The sequence below is a fragment of the Microbispora sp. NPDC049633 genome (assembly GCF_040675265.1).
Lineage (GTDB): Bacteria > Actinomycetota > Actinomycetes > Streptosporangiales > Streptosporangiaceae > Microbispora > Microbispora maris.
On the sequence record NZ_JBFAOO010000048.1, the window covers coordinates 18,590 to 32,841 of the forward strand.

Annotated in this window: 14 protein-coding genes; 3 read left to right on the plus strand and 11 right to left on the minus strand. The window is 70.3% G+C overall.

The genetic code is table 11. The annotated features are described in order from the left end of the window. Positions 1 to 2 precede the first annotated feature (2 nt). Positions 3 to 2,720 carry a DEAD/DEAH box helicase gene (locus AB0J39_RS15305; protein WP_363464538.1) on the minus strand — a complete coding sequence of 906 codons (2,718 nt, stop codon included), beginning with the start codon at positions 2,718 to 2,720 and terminating at the stop codon, positions 3 to 5. A gap of 53 nt (positions 2,721 to 2,773) precedes the next feature. Continuing rightward, positions 2,774 to 3,694: a YegS/Rv2252/BmrU family lipid kinase gene (locus AB0J39_RS15310; protein ID WP_363464541.1), complete on the minus strand. Its 921-nt coding sequence runs from the start codon at positions 3,692 to 3,694 to the stop codon at positions 2,774 to 2,776. Positions 3,695 to 3,848: 154 nt separating this feature from the next. Here AB0J39_RS15310 and AB0J39_RS15315 point away from each other — a divergent pair, with 154 nt between their 5' ends. After that, positions 3,849 to 4,811: a bacteriocin fulvocin C-related protein gene (locus AB0J39_RS15315; protein ID WP_363464543.1), complete on the plus strand. Its 963-nt coding sequence runs from the start codon at positions 3,849 to 3,851 to the stop codon at positions 4,809 to 4,811. A 327-nt stretch (positions 4,812 to 5,138) separates the two neighbouring features. Here AB0J39_RS15315 and tatC read toward each other — a convergent pair whose 3' ends face one another. The 5 genes from tatC to AB0J39_RS15340 form a co-directional block, all read right to left on the minus strand. Further along, the gene (gene tatC / locus AB0J39_RS15320; protein WP_363464545.1) at positions 5,139 to 6,008 is read right to left on the minus strand and encodes a twin-arginine translocase subunit TatC; all 870 of its coding nucleotides are present in this window, start codon (positions 6,006 to 6,008) and stop codon (positions 5,139 to 5,141) included. 46 nt (positions 6,009 to 6,054) lie between these two features. Next, positions 6,055 to 6,378 (minus strand): Sec-independent protein translocase subunit TatA, encoded by a 324-nt coding sequence (tatA, locus tag AB0J39_RS15325; protein ID WP_363464548.1) that lies wholly within the window; start codon positions 6,376 to 6,378, stop codon positions 6,055 to 6,057. A gap of 115 nt (positions 6,379 to 6,493) precedes the next feature. Next, positions 6,494 to 6,637 (minus strand): hypothetical protein, encoded by a 144-nt coding sequence (locus AB0J39_RS15330; RefSeq protein ID WP_363464550.1) that lies wholly within the window; start codon positions 6,635 to 6,637, stop codon positions 6,494 to 6,496. A 26-nt stretch (positions 6,638 to 6,663) separates the two neighbouring features. Continuing rightward, positions 6,664 to 7,614: a WYL domain-containing protein gene (locus tag AB0J39_RS15335; RefSeq protein WP_346227332.1), complete on the minus strand. Its 951-nt coding sequence runs from the start codon at positions 7,612 to 7,614 to the stop codon at positions 6,664 to 6,666. Beyond that, a complete protein-coding gene (locus tag AB0J39_RS15340; RefSeq protein ID WP_346227330.1) occupies positions 7,611 to 8,552 on the minus strand; it encodes a WYL domain-containing protein in 942 nt (313 codons plus the stop codon). Before AB0J39_RS15340 ends, AB0J39_RS15335 begins: the two co-directional genes overlap by 4 nt. A gap of 40 nt (positions 8,553 to 8,592) precedes the next feature. Here AB0J39_RS15340 and AB0J39_RS15345 point away from each other — a divergent pair, with 40 nt between their 5' ends. Beyond that, positions 8,593 to 9,660: a DUF3866 family protein gene (locus AB0J39_RS15345; protein WP_363464554.1), complete on the plus strand. Its 1,068-nt coding sequence runs from the start codon at positions 8,593 to 8,595 to the stop codon at positions 9,658 to 9,660. Here the strand turns inward: AB0J39_RS15345 and AB0J39_RS15350 are convergent. Both AB0J39_RS15350 and AB0J39_RS15355 read right to left on the minus strand, forming a co-directional pair. Then, complete coding sequence (locus tag AB0J39_RS15350; protein ID WP_363464556.1) at positions 9,606 to 10,082, minus strand: DUF3291 domain-containing protein; 477 nt, start codon at positions 10,080 to 10,082, stop codon at positions 9,606 to 9,608. The two genes, AB0J39_RS15345 and AB0J39_RS15350, sit on opposite strands and share 55 nt — an antisense overlap. A 14-nt stretch (positions 10,083 to 10,096) precedes the next feature. Then, a complete protein-coding gene (locus AB0J39_RS15355; RefSeq protein WP_363464558.1) occupies positions 10,097 to 10,759 on the minus strand; it encodes a transcriptional regulator in 663 nt (220 codons plus the stop codon). A 162-nt stretch (positions 10,760 to 10,921) separates the two neighbouring features. Here AB0J39_RS15355 and AB0J39_RS15360 point away from each other — a divergent pair, with 162 nt between their 5' ends. Further along, entirely contained in the window at positions 10,922 to 11,788 is an 867-nt protein-coding gene (locus AB0J39_RS15360) for a chitosanase (protein WP_363464560.1), read from the plus strand. A gap of 66 nt (positions 11,789 to 11,854) precedes the next feature. Here AB0J39_RS15360 and AB0J39_RS15365 read toward each other — a convergent pair whose 3' ends face one another. Next, positions 11,855 to 12,820 (minus strand): FKBP-type peptidyl-prolyl cis-trans isomerase, encoded by a 966-nt coding sequence (locus AB0J39_RS15365; RefSeq protein ID WP_363464562.1) that lies wholly within the window; start codon positions 12,818 to 12,820, stop codon positions 11,855 to 11,857. Positions 12,821 to 12,892: 72 nt separating this feature from the next. Beyond that, positions 12,893 to 14,251 (minus strand): Pup--protein ligase, encoded by a 1,359-nt coding sequence (pafA, locus tag AB0J39_RS15370; RefSeq protein WP_169982282.1) that lies wholly within the window; start codon positions 14,249 to 14,251, stop codon positions 12,893 to 12,895. Between the last annotated feature and the right edge of the window lies 1 nt (position 14,252).

The window sequence follows — 14,252 nt, forward strand, 5'->3', positions numbered from 1 at the left end:
GGTCAGCTGACGGAGGAGTAGGCGACGACCCCGCGGCGCATGGCGTCGATGGCCTTGCCGGCGTTGTCGGCGACCTTGCTCCCCTTGGGCGCGGCGTCCCTCAGCTGGCCGAGCAGGTCGAGCAGCTGCTTGATCCAGCGGACGAAGTCGCCCGCCGCGAGGTCGCAGTCGGTCAGCACGGCGTCGAGGCTGTGGCCCTTGGCCCAGCGGAAGGCCGCCCAGGCGAAGCCGACGTCGGGCTCGCGCACGAACGACAGGCCGTGGTCCTCCTCGATGCCCTCCAGCTCGCCCCACAGCCGCACCATCTCCCCGAGGGCGTCGCGGGTGGCGCCGGCCGGGATCTTGGGGCTGCGGACGTCGTCGGCCTGCCGCGACTCGTACACCAGCGAGGACACGCACGCGGCCAGCTCGGCGGGGTCGAGGCGGTTCCAGATCCCGGCCCGCAGGCACTCGGCGGTGAGCAGGTCCAGCTCGGTGTAGAGCGAGGCGAGCCTGCGGCCCTGCTCCGTGACGGTCTCGCCGTCCAGGTAGCCGAGCTGGTCCAGCACGCCGCAGACCCGGTCGAAGGTGCGGGCGATGACGTGGGAGCGCCCCTCGACCCGGCGACGCAGCCCTTCGGTCTCCCGGAGCAGCTTGTGGTAGCGCTCGGCCCAGCGGGCGTGGTCCTCACGCTCGTCGCAGCCGTGGCACGGGTGCTGGCGCAGCTCCCGCCGCAGGCGTGTGATCTCATCGTCCTCCTGGGCGTGGTCGCGCGCCCGCGGCGGCTTGCCGAGGTCGCGGTCGCCCAGCTTGGCGTGCACGGTCGAGACCAGGTTGGCCCGTTCCTTCGGTGAGCGCGGGTTGAAGCCCTTCGGAATCCTGATCTTGTCGACCGGCTCGACCGGCACCGGGAAGTCGGCCGCCGACAGGCGCTTGACCTGCTTGCCGATCGTCAGCACGAGCGGCGCGGGACCGTCGTGCCCCCGGCCGTTGACGCCGGGGTCGAGCACGACCGCGATGCCCGCGCGACGCCCGCCCGGCACCCGGATGACGTCGCCGGGCTTGAGGACCTCCAGCGACTGCACGGCCTGGGCCCGGCGGGCCGCCCCCCGCTGGCGCGACAGCTCGGCCTCACGGTCCGACAGCCGCCTGCGCATCGCCGCGTACTCCTCGAAGTCGCCGAGGTGGCAGGTCATGGCCTCGGTGTAGCCCTCCAGGGCCTGCTCCGCCTTGCGGAGCTGGCGGGCCAGGCCGACGACGGCGCGGTCGGCCTGGAACTGCGCGAAGGAGTCCTCCAGCAGCGTCCGCGCCCGCTCCCTGCCGACCTGCCCGACGAGGTTGACCGCCATGTTGTACGACGGCTGGAAGCTGGAGCGCAGCGGATAGGTGCGGGTGCTGGCGAGACCGGCGACCGCGAGGGGGTCCATCCCCGGCTGCCAGACCACCACCGCGTGGCCCTCGATGTCGATGCCGCGCCGCCCGGCCCGGCCGGTGAGCTGGGTGTACTCCCCCGGGGTCAGGTCGGCGTGGGTCTCGCCGTTCCACTTGTCGAGCTTCTCGATGACCACGGACCTCGCCGGCATGTTGATGCCGAGCGCCAGCGTCTCGGTCGCGAAGACCGCCTTCACCAGGCCCTTGGTGAACAGCTCCTCCACGACCTCCTTGAACGCGGGGAGCATGCCCGCGTGGTGGGCGGCCAGGCCGCGCTCCAGGCAGTCGCGCCACTCGAGGTAGCCGAGCACCGCGAGGTCCTCGTCGGGCAGGTGCGCGGTGCGCTCGTCGACGATCTGGCGGATCTCGTGGCTCTCGGCCTCGGTGGTGAGGCGCAGCCCCGAGTAGAGGCACTGCATGACGGCGGCGTCGCAGCCGTTCCTGGAGAAGATGAAGGTGATCGCCGGCAGCAGTCCCTCGGCGTCGAGCTTCTCGATCACGTCCGAGCGGCTCGGCGTCGTCCCCCGGCCCGGGCGCGAGTAGCCCCGCCTGCCCCGGGCCTGGGCCAGCCGCATCTCGTCGCGGGCGATCCGCATGAGCGAGGGGTTGACCCGCAGGGTGCCGTCGCCCTCGTCGACGAACAGGTCGAACATCTTGTTGCCGACCAGCATGTGCTGCCACAGCGGGACCGGGCGGTGCTCGTCCACGATCACCGTGGTGTCGCCGCGCACCTCCCCCAGCCACTCGCCGAACTCCTCGGCGTTGCTGACCGTGGCGGACAGGGCCACCACCCGCACCGACTCCGGCAGGTGGATGATGACCTCTTCCCAGACCGCGCCGCGGAACCGGTCGGCCAGGTAGTGGACCTCGTCCATCACCACGTACGCGAGGCCGGTCAGCGTGTTGGAGCCGGCGTACAGCATGTTGCGCAGGACCTCGGTCGTCATGATGACGATCGGGGCCTCGCCGTTGACGCTGTTGTCGCCGGTCAGCAGGCCGACGTTGCGCGCGCCGTACCGCCTGACCAGGTCGTTGTACTTCTGGTTGGACAACGCCTTGATCGGCGTGGTGTAGAAGCACTTGCGGCCCTGCTGCAGGGCCAGGTGGACGGCGAACTCCCCCACCACCGTCTTGCCCGACCCGGTCGGCGCGGCCACCAGCACGCCGTCCCCGGCCTCCAGCGCCTGACAGGCGTCGATCTGGAACTCGTCGAGCTCGAAGTCGTATAGTTCGCGGAACGAGGCGAGCGCGGGTCCGGTTCCGGACTGCCCCTCACGGAAGGCGGCATAGCGTTCCGCTGGCGTACTCATACCGTCAACCCTACCGATAACGGGATTCCGGGTGTCCGCCATCGGTGATCCTTTTACGCGGACGGCCTCGCCGTGGTCCCCGGAGCCAGGACGCGCAGCGCCCCCGGCTCGACGACGCAGGTCAGCGGCGCCGGTCCGGCCCGCTCGCCGTCGGCGTACGCGACCACGTCCCCGGCCCCATCCTCGTTCAGGGCCTCGATCTCGACCCGCCGGGCCCGCCGCAGGGTCACGGCGGGGTGACCGGTGTGGCTGCCCCGGTAGACGCGCGGGAACGTGCGCAGGAACTCGCCCTTGGGCACCGCGCCCAGCACGAGCACGTCGAGCAGGCCGTCGTCGGGCCGGGCGTCCGGGCAGATGCGCATCCCCGCGCCGTACGAGCGGGTGTTGGCCACCGCCACCAGCATCGCCTCGTGCTCGGCGGCCTCCCCGTCGAGAGTGATCCGGAAGGGGATCGGCGTGAACGACCGCAACTCGCGCACGAGCGCGACCAGGTATTTCGCCATTCCGGGCGGCCGGGTCATGGCGTTGGCCCGCTCGTTGACCCGGGAGTCGAACCCGCAGGCGAGGACGCCGGCGAACCACTCGCCCGTGCCCAGCCTCGCGGCGTCGATCGTCCGGCAGGCGCCCGCGGTCACGATGTCCGCGGCGGCGAGGGGATCCTTGCGGGGGATGCCGAGGGCGTCGGCGATGTCGTTGCCGGTCCCGGCGGGCACGATCCCGAGCGGCACGGCGGTCCCCGCCACGGCCTGCACGGCCAGATGGACCAGACCGTCACCGCCATAGGCGACGAGCGCGGCCGGCCCGCCGGCGACGGCCTCGCGGGCCCGGGCGAGCGCGTCGGCGGCCGAGGTGCCGACGATCACGGACACCGGGCGGCCGCCCGCCCGCAGCCGCCGCAGCACCGCGTCGAGCAGGCGTAGCGTACGGCCGCCGCGGGCGGCGGGATTGACCAGGACGACGATCTCATCGGCCATACGCGAAACTCTAGCGCGAATGCTCCCAGAATCGCAGGACACTTATCGAGCCTGAACACGAACATCGCTCAAGCGACCTGAAATCACGAAATGTAACACGGAGAACAATACAAGGCAAGACTTGATCCAGTTTGACAAGACATGTTTGCTTATCATGACACAAATCGTCATCGAGAGGGTCGGATCCGTGAGAGAACGGTGGGTACTGGCGTTCGACGCGTCGTGTGTCCAATGTCAGAAGGTCGCGGATGCCGTCAGCGGAATCGCTGGAGGCAGACTGGACGTGCTTGCACTAGGGCATCCGGACGTGCTGCGATGGCGCGAGACCGCTCTGGGAGCGCAAGCACCATGGGCACCTACGCTGATCCACATCAGAGGCGACGCCGTGAACTGCTGGAGCGGTCGGTCCATGGGCATTCGAATGGTCCGGCATCTCGGAATACGGAAAACCCTGCGCCTCCTCACCGCCTTGGGAGCCCTCAAGGAGGGCGCGGCCAAGACCGACGCCAAAATGGCAGGCGAATCACTCGGTCGTAAACAATTCATGCGACTCGCTGCCGGGACCGGCGTGGCCGCAGGTCTGGTACTTATAGGAAAAACGCCAGCGTTCGCTGAGTCGCCATCAGCGGCGGCGGGCTGGGTCAGGGCTAACTCCGGCAACCTTCCCCAGCACTACGACGACTTCATCCAGTACTCCAAGGTGTACCGCCAGGCCATCTACACCGCGCTGCCTCCACAGGCCCAGGGTCAGCTCTGGTCGGAACACCTTGACCGATATGTCGCGGCTCATCCCGGGCTCACCGCGCAGCAGCGCGAGGTCGTCGCGCAGGCACGGCAGCTCGTCTCCAGCGGGTTGTTGACCGCAGGCGAACCGACTGGGGAGGCGGCCAGCCGCCTTCACGCACTCCGCCTGGCGGCGATTGCCGCGTACGGCCAGGACGAGGCAGGGGCTCTCATCGCCACTCTCGGTCCCAAGGAGTCACGAGCGGCGGCCGCCGCCGTCGACTGTGAGTGCACCACCGCCGACGAATGGTGGTGCGACTGTGTCGCCGCGCTGTGTACGCAGTTCAAGGGGTGCGGCACGCTGTGGCAGTACAGGTGCAATGGTCTGTGCTGAAGTGGTCATCCGACTCCCTGGCCGACCGACCGCGACGGGCCGCGATCCTGAACGGCGGGCGGTTTCCGGGCGGCCGGGACGACGCGCCTCAGGTCATCGCCTAGGGATGTGAGCAAAGAGTCGAGCAGAGGACGCCGGCCGACGGCCTCTGCACCACGGCCTTGGTGTGAACCGCAAGGGCTGAACAGCCGCGCGGTCGCACCAAGGCCGTACGTGTTTCGTCCCGCCGGGGCCGAACGGCGCCTACTGATACACCGTATGTGCGAAGCCGGGGAGCAAGGGCCGTGGTTCGGTTGCGGACGCTTCCGAGGGCTGGCTATACCTTTCTCACTCAGTCCCCTGCACAGCGTTCTCCTGATCGGACGGCCCGTCGAGCTCCTCCTCGATGGCCCGCGCGTGCTCCGCGTCGGCGATGTCGCGCCTCTTGTCGTGGAAGTACATGAACGCCATCGCGACGAAGAACAGGCCGACCATCGGGAGCGCCAGGGCCAGCATGGTGACGGGGTCCTGGCTCGGCGTCGCGACGGCCGCGAAGACGAACATCAGGAACACGACCATGCGGGTGTGCTTGGACACCGTCTTGAACCGGAGCACCCCGATGACGTTGAGGAACACCAACAGCAACGGCATCAGGAAGGAGATGCCGAAGATGATCAGCATCGCGAGCGCGAAGCTGAGGTACTCGTTGATGCTCACCAGCGTGATCGTGCCCTCGGGCGCGAAGCTGAGCAGCAGCGACAGGCCCTTGTCCATCGTGACGTAGGCGAGGGCCGAGCCGGCGGCGAACAGCGGGACGGACAGGCCGAGGAACGCGAAGGTGTAGCGGCGCTCGTTCTGGTACAGGCCCGGGGTCACGAACGCCCAGATCTGGTAGATCCAGAAGATGGCCGAGACCACCACGCCGAAGATCACGGCGACCTTGAGGTTCACGAAGAAGGAGTCGAAGACTCCGTTCACGACGAGCGTGCACTCGGCCTTGTTGAGCTGGTGGGCCTGGGGCAGCCGGCAGTACGGCTGCTTCAGGAAGTTCCAGATGGGCTCGAAGTAGACGAACCCGACGGCGGTCCCTACGACCACCGCCAGAATGGCCTTGATCAGCCGGTTGCGCAGCTCGCGGATGTGCTCCATGAGCGTCATCCGCCCGTCCTCCGGCGTGACGGGCGGCGTGGCGGGAGTCGACCGTTTCAACAGGGCCATCTAGCTCGTCCTGGGCTCGGTGGGGTGTGAGGCGGCGGGGGATGCCCTAGTTGGGGCGCTGCTCGTTCTGCGAGCTCACCGGCTGCTGGCTCTCGCGCAGCTTCCGGTTCTCCTCCTCAAGCGTACGCAGCCGATCCTCGACGGACGGGGTGGCAGGCGGGATCTGCGCCGCCGGCGGGGCGACGGGCTCGGCCTGCGCCTTGACGGTCTGCCGCGCCTCGTCCTCCTCGCTCATCTTGCTGGTTTCCTTCTTGAACATGCGCAGCGACTGCCCCAGGGCCTTGGCGGTGTCCGGGAGCTTCTTGGCGCCGAAAAGAAGGATCAGAACCAGGAGGATCAGAATCCATTCCATGGGTCCGAGGTTGGGCATGTCGTGTCCTTACCGCGAGGGCCGTGGGTACTACTCCTCGATCGTACGCGCACCGCACGCCTAAGTTCACCTGTCTGGGAGCTTCAAAATCACATCATTCGTGGGCAAAATCCCGCTATTCGGACATTCCGAGCCGTCCCTTGGCCCGGTCGACCTCCGCGCGCAGCTCCCGCGCCGCGCTGAGCACCCGGGCCGCCGGCCACGCGAGGACCGCGAGCCCGGCCACCGCGGCCGCGAACAGGGCGAAGATCCATGTCATGCCGGTGCTCCCGAGGTCGACACAGCTCAGACGGTCTCGTAGTTGGCCAGCGCCTGCCTGGCGGTGGCCGTCACCCGCTCGGCGAGCGACGACGGGGACAGCACGCGGCCGCTGTCGCCCAGCCGGAGCGCGAGCCGCACCAGCCAGGACTGGTCACGGGCCCGCAGCGAGACGCGCAGGCGCCCCTCGCCCAGCTCGGCGACCTCCTCGCAGGGGTAGTACTCGGCCACCCAGCGGCCCGCCGGGGTCAGCTCCAGCTCGACCAGCTCGTCGCTGTCCGACGGCCGGAACACGCCCTGGGTCACGTCCATCGGCTCGGCCCCGGCGGGCGGGTCCACGGGCACGTCGAGGACCTCGACGTCCAGGATCCGGTCGACGCGGAACATCCGCATCGCCTCCGCGCGGTAGCACCAGCCCTCCAGGTAGTGCCGGCCGTCCACCAGCACGACCCGCAGCGGGTCGACCTCCCTGGGGGTGATCTCGTCGCGCCCCGGGACGTAGTAGCGCAGCGACAGCCTGCGGCCCCGCCGGGCGGCGTCGGTGATCACCGCGTGGGCGTCCGGGGCCGCACCGATCTCCACCTGCACCTGGCTGCTCACGGTGGCCGCGCCCTCGCCCGCCGCCTGCTCCAGCTTCGCGATGACCCGGCCGAGCACGTCGCGGCCCTGGAACTCGGGCAGCTCGTCGAGCATGCGCAGCGCGACCAGCAGCGCGCTCGCCTCGTCCACGCCGAGCTTGAGCGGCCGGGCGATCGCCTCGGCGTTGTCGATGAGGATCTCGCCGCCGTCCCACGAGACGTCGATGAGGTCGCCGGGGGTGTGCCCGGGAAGCCCGCACATCCAGACGAGCTGGAGGTCGTCGACGAGCTGCTTTTCCGACAGGCCGAACAGCCGCGCGACCTCGGGCACCTGCGCGCCCGGGTGCGACATGAGGTACGGCACCAGCGCGAGCAGCCGCGGCAGCCGGTCCGAGCTCACTGCAACGCCCCCTTCAGACGGCGGATCACGGCCTCGCGCGCGTCCGGCGGGTCCACCACGACGGCGTCGTGGCCGAGGCTGGCCAGCCACCCGGCCAGCCGTTCGGGGTCGGCGAAGGTCACCTCGGCCTCGTCCCACTCGCCCTCGCCCGTCCGTACGGCCTGGGCGGCGTGCCGCAGGCCGAGGCAGGTGCCCTTGCGCACCCGCACCAGGGCGACCCGCTCGTTCGGCAGCTCCTGGTAGCCCACCATGGCGCGCAGGTCCAGCCCCTCGGGCACGGTGAACGCCCCCGGGCGCCCGAGCGTGGACACGGCCCCGGTGATCCGGCTGAGCCGGAAGACCCGGGCGGCGCCGCGGTCGCGGTCGTGCCCGGCCAGGTACCACCGGCCGCGCCGGCTGACGACCCCCCACGGCTCGACGGTCCGCCGCAGCACCGACTCGCTACCGGCCGAGCGGTAGTCGAAGGCGACCACGCGCCGGTCCCGCACCGCCTCCCACAGCGCGGGGAACGCGGGGTCGCGGGTGTCCACCCGCAGCTCCAGGGGGCTTTCGGCGAGGTCGGCGTGCACACCGCCCGCGGTCAGCTTCAGCAGCGCCCCACCGGCCGCCTCCGCGAGGCTCGCCCGCTGCCACACCTGCGCGGCCAGGCCGATGACGGCGGCCTCGTCCGGCTCCAGGGTGATCTCGGGCAGCTCGTAGGCCTCGCGCACGATCCGGTAGCCGGGGTCGTCCTCCCAGGGGTCCTTGTGGACCTCGATGGGGATGCCGATCTCGCGCAGCTCGTTCTTGTCGCGCTCGAACATGCGCTGGAAGGCCTCGTCGTTGTCCGGGTCGTACCCGGGGACGGCCTGCCGGATCTGCTCCGCGCTCAACGGCCGCCGCGTCGCGAGCAGGCAGATAACCAGGTTGAGCAGCCGCTCGGTCTTCCGCCGCGACATCCGGGCCTCCCTTCCAGTCGAGAACGCTACCCTTTTCGGCGTGATCAGATGGCGCAAGGGCGAAGTGGTGCGGGTCCGGCGCGAGTGGCCGGGGGCGGTGGAACTCGACGTCGCCGTCGCCGAGGGCGAGTGCCGGGCCCTCGCCTATCCCCCGCTGGTGGGACGCCCTGAAGTGGGCGACACCGTGCTGCTCAACACGACCGCCCTCGCCATGGGTCTCGGTACGGGAGGGTACGCCATGGTGGTGGCCGTCCCGGACCGTTTGCCGCAAGATCCTTCCGGCCCCGGCCACCTGGTGAAGGCACGCTACACCCCGTTGCAGGCCACCGTGCTCGGCGCGGACGAACAGGGATCCCCGCACCACGAGGCGCTGCGGGAGGCGGACTCGGTCGACGGGATGCCCGTGGTCGTCGCGGACCTGCACTCCGCCCTGCCCGCGATCCTGTGCGGCCTCTACGCGGACTCCCCGGGCACCAGGGTGGCGTACGTGATGCAGGACGGGGGGGCGCTGCCCGCCTGGTTCTCGATGTCGTGCGCGACGCTGCGCGAGCGCGACTGGCTGTGCGGGGTGGTGACGACCGGCCAGTCCTTCGGCGGGGACGTCGAGGCCGTCACGCTGCACACCGGCCTGCTGGCCGCCCGGCACGTGCTCGGCGCCGACGTCGCCGTGGTCGCGCAGGGGCCGGGCAACCTCGGCACCGGCACCCGCTGGGGGTTCTCCGGCGTCGCCGCCGGCGAGGCGGTCAACGCCGCCGCCGTGCTGGGCGGGCGGCCCGTGGCCGCGCTGCGGGTCAGCGAGGGCGACCGCCGCGAGCGGCATGTCGGGGTGTCCCATCACTCGCTCACCGCGTACGGCCGGGTCGCGCTGGCCCCGGCCCGGGTCGTCGTGCCGGATCTGCCCGGCGCGTTCGGGGCGGCGGTGCGCGAGCAGGCCGCGGCCCTGGCCACGCGCCACGAGATCGTGACCGTGCCGGTGGACGGCCTGCACGAGGCGCTCAAGGCGTCACCCGTGCGGCTGTCCACCATGGGCCGCGGCCTGGAGGGGGACCTGGCCTACTTCCTGACCTCCGCCGCCGCCGGGAGATTCGCGGCGTCGCTGCTGTCGTAGAAGTCCTTGAACGTGAACGCCTCCGGGCCCGGCCCCTGCGCCCGGAGCAGGTCCAGGCGTGCCATGGCCTCGCCGAGCGGCGGCAGGTGACCCTCGGGCACCCACCACATCACGGTGTACGGCTCGGCCATCCGGTGGAACCACTCCCGGCGGCGCCGCATCACCTCCAGATGGGCGCTGCGGTAGACGAAGTTCCACAACGTCTCACGGGACTCCCAGACCGACAGGTTCACGACCAGCATCGGTCCGTAGTCGTGCTGGATCAGGTCCGTGGGCTCGTCACCCTCCTTCATGCGCCAGACGAAGCCGGGCGCGGCGTCCGACACCTGGTAGATCGGCGCGAGGGCGGCGAGGAAATCGGTCAGCGCGGGGGAGTCGAGGGGTTCCCTGAGATGGGCGACGTTGAGCTGGGCGAGATGCATGCCCCGATTCTAAGTCAATCTACGTTGTTTTTAGAAGGCGTGAAGGCCACACAACACTCCCCGGGTCTCGGATCGAGCGCCGCGGCGACCCCGGTCTCGCCCAGACCGGCCAGCATCCCCTCGCAGAGCGCGAGGTTCATCGAGCACACGAGCAGCGGGTGGCTTTCGGCCAGCACATGGAAGGGACAGTTGCGCAGCCGCACCCGTCCGCCCTCCTCGTACGGCTCGTAGCCGCGCCCACGCAGCACCTCCACGAGATCGGCGGCCTCGCCGGCGCCGGAGGAGCCGGCCAGGCGCTCCCCCGCCCGCCGGGCGGCCTCCTCGGCCTTCTCCTCGCCGCCCAGCAGGTCGACGGTCTCCGCCAGCACGAGCGCCAGCGTGCGGTAGTCCCGGGGCGGCAGGCTCACGGACCGCTCCTCGCGCACCCGCCGGTAGACCTTCGCGGGGCGACCGCCACCGGGGCCCGCCCGGCCGCTCAGCCGCTTGAATCCCGACTCCAGCAGGCCCGCCTCCACCAGTTTGTCCAGGTGATGGGCCGCCAGCGTGCGCTGGACGCCGGCCGCCTCGGCCGCCTCGTTGCGGCCCACGTCCCGCCCCTGCTCGGCCACGAACCGGTACAGCGCCCGCCGCACGGGATCGCCGAGCACGGTCATCGACTCCAGGTCGTCGCTCGTCACAGCCGGGAGTCTAGGTCGTGCCGCCGGCGGGACCGTTGACACCGTCGCGAGCGTGCTGCTTTCATTAGGAAACCTTCCTAACTAATCCCCCTCACGGAGGGCTCATCCCCGCCCGCCTCCCCCGCCGCAGGCCGGTCGCGGGCGGAGAACGGAGCGACGCACGTGAAAGATCCGCTGATCAGGCGCACTCCCCGGCGCGCGGCTCTGCTACTCCTGGCCGCCGCGGCGGCCGTACTCCCCGCTGGACCGGCCGGAGCCGCGACCGGCGGCCCGGCCGCCGCCGGGGAGCCCCTGAAGGTCACGGTCATGGCCGCCCCGTCCGACCTCACCGACCCGAAGAAGAAGGAGATCGCGATGGAGCTCGTCTCCAGCGCGGAGAACTCCTCCCTCGACTGGAAGGCCCAGTACAAGTACATCGAGGACATCGACGACGGGCGCGGCTACACCGCCGGCATCATCGGCTTCTGCTCGGGCACCGGCGACATGCTCGACCTGGTCGAGCTCTACACCAGGCGCAAGCCCGGCAACGTGCTGGCCAGGTACCTGCCCGCGCTGCGTAAGGTGAACGGCACCGACTCGCACCGGGGGCTCGACCCGGGTTTCCCCGCGGACTGGCGCGCCGCCGCCGCGGATCCGGTGTTCCAGCAGGCGCAGAACGACGAGCGCGACCGGGTCTACTTCGGCCCGGCCGTGGCCCAGGCCAAGGCCGACGGCCTGCGCGCGCTCGGCCAGTTCGTCTACTACGACGCCATCGTCATGCACGGCCCGGGCGACGACGCCGTCAGCTTCGGCGGCATCCGCAAGACGGCCATGAAGAAGGCGAAGACCCCGGCACAGGGCGGGGACGAGGTCGCCTACCTCAACGCGTTCCTCGACGCCCGCAAGGCGGCGATGAAGACGGAGGAGGCGCACAGCGACACCAGCCGGGTCGACACGGCTCAGCGGGTGTTCCTGAGGAACGGCAACCTCGACCTCGATCCGCCGCTGCGCTGGAAGGTCTACGGCGACGCCTACGAGATCCGGAGCTGACGCCCGCACGCCAACGGGGCCCCTCCCGCCGGGCGGCGGGAGGGGCCCCGTTGGCGTATGCGGTTGTCAGGCCGCGCCGAGGACGTCCACGACGAAGACGAGGGTGTCGGTGCCCTTGATGCCGCCCTGGGCGTTGCCCTCCTTGCCGTAGCCGAGGTCCGGCGGGATCGTGATGAGGACGCGGCTGCCGACGGGCACCCCGGTGAGGCCCTGCGACCAGCCCTTGACGACCTGGTTGAGAGCGAACGTCGCGGGCTGGCCGCGCTCCCAGCTGGAGTCGAACTGCTTGTCGGTGCCCCAGATCTTGCCGACGTAGTGGGCGAGGACCGTCTGGTCGGCCTTCACCGCCGGGCCGGCGCCCTTGATCACGGTCTTGACGACGAGCTTCTTGGGCGCCTTCTCGCTGGTCTTGGTGGTCAGCGCCGGGGCCTTGTCACCGCCGGGGTTGCCGACCTTCACCCCGTCGACGCCCGGGTCGACGGCGGTGCCCTCGATCGACTTCAGCGTGGCCGACATGACGTCGATGACCAGCACCTGGGACGTGCTGGTGAAGTCCTGGCCCTGCTGCTTGGCCTGGTCGAGCTGCTCGGCGCTCAGGTTGTCCTTGGCCACGACGGCCATCACCCGACCGCCGGGCTTGGCTCCGACGAGCGCCTCGTGCAGCGCCTTGGGCAGCTGCGGGCTGACCGAGACGAACTCCGACTTGCCCTGGTCGTAGTCCGAGCCCGCCGCCTTGTTCTCCTTGCCGTCCCAGTTGTAGACGGTGACGTTGGCGGTGAGGACGTCGCCATCCTTGGCGGGGGTGCCCTGGCCCTCTACGACCTTGATGGAGGCGGACGTGAGCGAGGGCTGGCCCGACGGGAAGGTCAGGGTGGGCTTCTTGCCGACCTCTCCCGTCACCTTGATGGCCGTGGCCGCGGCCCGGGCCCCGGAGGCGGCGGGGCTCGCGCTGGAGGCGGTCTTCTGCGCGGTTCCGCAGGCGACGGCGAGCAACAGGGGCAGGGCGGCGACGAGTGCCGTACGACGGCGCATGTAGGTAATCCTCAAACAGACAGCGGGTCCGGGCCAGGCTACCCGAACCCGCCGTCAGAGCGGTGTAAGAGATCACATACCGGCGATCAGCTTGTCGACCCTCTCGTCCACGCTGCGGAACGGATCCTTGCACAGCACGGTCCGCTGAGCCTGGTCGTTGAGCTTCAGATGGACCCAGTCGACGGTGAAGTCGCGCCGCTTCTCCTGGGCCTTGCGGATGAACTCCCCGCGCAGCTTGGCCCGTGTGGTCTGCGGCGGAACCGACTTGGCCTCGAAAATCTTGACGTCGTCGGCCACCCTCTCGACGGCCCCCCGCTTCTGCAGGAGGTAGAACAGGCCCCGCTTGCGGTGGACGTCGTGGTAGGCCAGGTCGAGCTGCGCGACGCGCGGCGACGACAGCGGCAGATCGTACTTCTGTCTGTAACGTTCAATCATCTGGTACTTGGTGACCCAGTCGATCTCCCGTGAGACGAGGTCGAGGTCGCCCGTCTCGACCGCGCGCAGCGTGCGCTCCCACAGCTCCAGCACTCGCTTGGCGATGGCGTCGCCGCCCCGCCGTTCGACGAAGTCCTGCGCCTTGGTCAGGTACTCCTGCTGGATCTCCAGCGACGAGGCCTCGCGGCCGTTGGCCAGGCGCACCCTGCGGCGGCCCGTCATGTCGTGGGACACCTCCCGGATCGCCCTGATCGGGTTCTCCAGGGACAGGTCGCGCATCACCACGCCCGCCTCGATCATGCGCAGCACCAGGTCGGTGGCGCCGACCTTGAGCAGCATCGTGGTCTCGCTCATGTTCGAGTCGCCCACGATGACGTGCAGCCGGCGGAACCGCTCGGCGTCCGCGTGCGGCTCGTCGCGGGTGTTGATGATCGGCCGGGACCGGGTGGTCGCGGAGGACACGCCCTCCCAGATGTGCTCGGCCCGCTGGGAGACGCAGTAGACGGCTCCGCGCGGGGTCTGCAGCACCTTGCCCGCGCCGCAGATGATCTGCCGCGTCACCAGGTAGGGGATCAGGACGTCGGCCAGCCGCCCGAACTCCCCGTGCCTGCCCACGAGGTAGTTCTCGTGGCAGCCGTAGGAGTTGCCGGCCGAGTCGGTGTTGTTCTTGAAAAGGTAGATGTCTCCCGCGATGCCCTCCTCGCGGAGCCGCTTCTCGGCGTCCACGAGGAGACCCTCCAGGATCCGCTCCCCCGCCTTGTCGTGGGTGACCAGCTCCACGACGTTGTCGCACTCAGGGGTGGCGTACTCGGGATGGCTGCCCACGTCCAGGTACAGACGTGCGCCGTTGCGCAGGAATACGTTGCTCGATCGGCCCCAGGACACCACTCGCCGGAACAGGTACCGCGCCACCTCGTCCGGCGACAGCCTCCGCTGCCCGCGGAACGTGCAGGTGACGCCGTACTCGTTCTCCAGCCCGAATATGCGTCGATCCATC